Genomic DNA, 3,217 nt, shown 5'->3' on the forward strand with positions numbered 1-3,217 from the left:
GGCGTAATTCCCAACGGGGTACTTCGCGCAGCGCTCAGATTAATCCCCTTTAAATATACCGAGGGACTTCCCGGCTGGTAGTTAAAAATTCAATACGCGACAGCTTACCCCTGCTGAAACCGGATTTTTTGTCTGGGTGCGTCCAGGACTGTTCTTTTGTTTTTTGTGCCTGCAGGCTGGTTTCGAGGTGCCCGACAGCTTATTCGCCGTCTGTTTCCCCATCTTCTAGGAAAAGTTCGGACTCCGGTATCGCTTTAAACACCGGACAGAAACCGTCGGGGGTAACTTTAAAGCCAAACAAAGCACTGGACTGGTTCCAACAGCGCTGGCTGCGGTAGTGCTGGCAATTGCCGCAGCATTCGAGGTTTGCCTGAACGGCGCTGCCTTGAAAAAGGAGTTCCCGCTGGGAGATGCCCCGCAGTACCAGTTCTTCGCCTTGCCAGCGCGCTTCTACCAAACCGGTATCGGCAAAATTGGCCCACCGAGGATCGGCTGTAATCGGACTCGGCAAGCTAATTGCTACCTCTGTCCCCAATTCGCTGAGTTCTCCCTCATAGTTAGTTTCTGGGATAGCGGGCTGCAAAAACATTTCCCCGATCGGCAATTCGACAAGTGTTCCGGCCGCCGGAGTGTGCAACTGGTAGCGGTTTCGCAGCTCGTCCAAGTTAGCCAAGTCAGCCAAATATGCAGGGGAACCGTGGAGTAAAATTACGTGCTGGGGACGCAAATTGTGGATGAGTTGGGTAGTCCCCGGCCCGTCGCAGTGTTCGGCTAGCAGATAAGTTTCGACACTTGTGACTCCAAATTGGGGCCTGTTGCCCAGCCAGTCGGTGACGGGATATCCGGGTTTTTGAGGGGCGAGCAAAATCCAAGGATTTGTGCCATCGGCAACATACAAAGCCAAATCAGCTAACTTGTCTGTAATTACAATACAGGGCGTGGCTCCTAATCCGGGGCGCTGTTCGGCAGACAGCCGGCGGACGCGGGGTTTTACCCTTTCGTCCCAAAATAAAGGTTGGTGCAGAGCAAAATTTTGGACGGCGGTGGGAAATTGGGGTAACAGTTCCAGATAAGCGTCGCACCCGTCGGCGACAGTGCCGTCCACCCAAATATCCAAGTCGCGGCCAGTAAAGTAGTGGTGACTGCGGAGCAGCATCAGCATTTCTTGGCCCAAACCGAGGGCCGGCGCGGGCAGCAGTACCGAGTAACCGTCGGCGATGGCGCGGTGGATGCGATCGGCTAACTGATTTTCTAGTTGTCGGCGGTGAGGGTGGCGCGCCGTGCCGTAACTGCCTTCCAAAATTAACACATCCGGCTTCATGCCCCTGAGTTCTCCCAGGGGCAAACCTTCCACCAAACGAGAATTGGACAGGAAAAAGTCGCCGGTGTAAACCACTGTGTAGGTGCGGTGCGGGGCGGCATAAGTCAGCAGCACAGTCGCCGCTCCGGGCAAATGGCCCGACGGGAACAACTGTACGCTCAGTCCGGGGCGCACTTCGAGCGGCGACTGCCAGGGCAGTCCCTGACAGAACCGGGACTCTGGCTGTTGAGCCAGTTCTGGCCAGTTGAGCGGTAGCAGTCGCGCTGTCACTTCGCTGGCGTAAATTGGCAAGTGGGGGAAAGATTGATGGAGTGCTAGCAAACCTCTGGCATGATCGGAGTGGGCGTGGGTACACACCACAAAATCGGCTGGCAGCGATCGATTTAAGGTCGCTGATAGCGGTGCAATATCGTCTACACCGCAGTCGAGTAAAATGCGGTGCGGCCCCATTCGGACTAGGAGACAGACCCCTTCTTGGGCGTGGCCTGCGCCGTAAGGTAAACAATCGAGATCCATCACTGCGGTTAGCTCCCTGCTTTGCACGCAACTTGCAGTATCGCCACTTTTAAACATCGGTTGCGACTGCATTCATTCGATCGATGTTGAGTCTCGGACGCTGAAACCGGGTTTGATGAACGAAAACACTTTGTTGCCGCCCTCGCTCCCGGTAAAAAAACCCGGTTTATCCAAGTTTTGGTGGGTAAGCCCTGGAGCTAAATGTTTGCTCGAAGGCTCCGGCTCTCGTGCAAGGAAAGTAATTGCACTTAAGATTTGATGCAGCGCCAAGAAGGCGATTTTCCGAAGGCATTTGCCTGATGGGCATTCGGCCTTCGACAAAGTTCAGGCTACTGGTTCTGGCATCAAAAGTTACATTTTATTGCACCATGTAAGAGTACCGAACTCAATCTCATATTCTGAGTTTTAAACTTTTTTCCACAATTTGCGCCTGCTAAAAGCTAGTCTTTTTTATGAGAAGATTTTAATTCAGATGTCCCAATCTCTTGATAAAACTTTACAATTCTTCATTTTTAGGGTTTTGAGGGCCGTGTAGAGTCCAATCTGAAAAACGGAGAACGAGCATCGTGCTAGCTAACTGCTTTTGTCAGGCCAGAGAGAGACTTTATGAGTTTGCTCGGTTTCTTTGTAAAAGTTTGATACATTCTTCTAAGCAAACCTTGTGGCTGTTGAGGAGAGAGTTTAAATAGCTTTTTGACCCCGCCCAAAAACGGATATATAGCCTTTCGAGCTCTCATAGGAGGTACTCATGGGCATAGGGCATAGGGCATAGGGCATAGGGCATACCTCACCACGCTTGAGAACCGCTATAAGTTTCCGACAGGAATCGCCCGCAGCCCAAAGTTTTAGACTCTTGTTCAAGCTCCCGATTCATCTGTGGAGTAAATCGAAAATCGAAAATCGAAAATCGACTGGCTGCCCCATAATAGGTTTTTTTACTCCGCTCCTTGACTAGGGGACAAAACGATGCGTTCTTTGGTTTTACCCCAAACATAGCCACATCAATCCCCCGACAATAGATGATATTCATCCTATAAAAATACCACTAGCTTGCCAGAAGTAATCTCAGCTCGCTCAGTCTCCAACCAGCCTGTTATATCCTGTTTTTTTATCATTGCTGGGTCTTATTTAGGGTGGAGTTTTGGAGTTCTTTTCAGCTAATCCGTAGGCGGTTAAACCGCGAAAGTTTGAACGTGGAGAGTGTTTAAGTGTTTGGTATATTGCCCTTGAATAGTATCCGATCGCAATTAAAGCTGAAATGAGGGGCGATCGCACAAACCCGGTTTTATCAAAAAATCTGGTTTTTAGCTAGTCAGACGGGAATCCCTCGCGCGATACCGCTTCGGTTGGTGTGGGATGAAAGGCGCGTGAGACTCCTGA

General features: G+C 50.9%; 1 protein-coding gene. It reads right to left on the bottom strand.

The features are described from left to right. Positions 1 to 199: 199 nt before the first annotated feature. The gene (locus QUB16_RS33060) at positions 200 to 1,837 is read right to left on the bottom strand and encodes an MBL fold metallo-hydrolase (protein WP_333322593.1); all 1,638 of its coding nucleotides are present in this window, start codon (positions 1,835 to 1,837) and stop codon (positions 200 to 202) included. Positions 1,838 to 3,217: the final 1,380 nt, after the last annotated feature.

It is taken from the genome of Microcoleus sp. D3_18a_C4 (genome assembly GCF_036702415.1).
In the GTDB taxonomy this organism is placed as follows: Bacteria; Cyanobacteriota; Cyanobacteriia; order Cyanobacteriales; family Microcoleaceae; genus Microcoleus.

Excerpts from the sequence above, each read along its gene's own strand:
- QUB16_RS33060 (WP_333322593.1), bottom strand. The coding sequence starts at position 1,837 with ATGGATCTCGATTGTTTACCTTACGGCGCAGGCCACGCCCAAGAAGGG.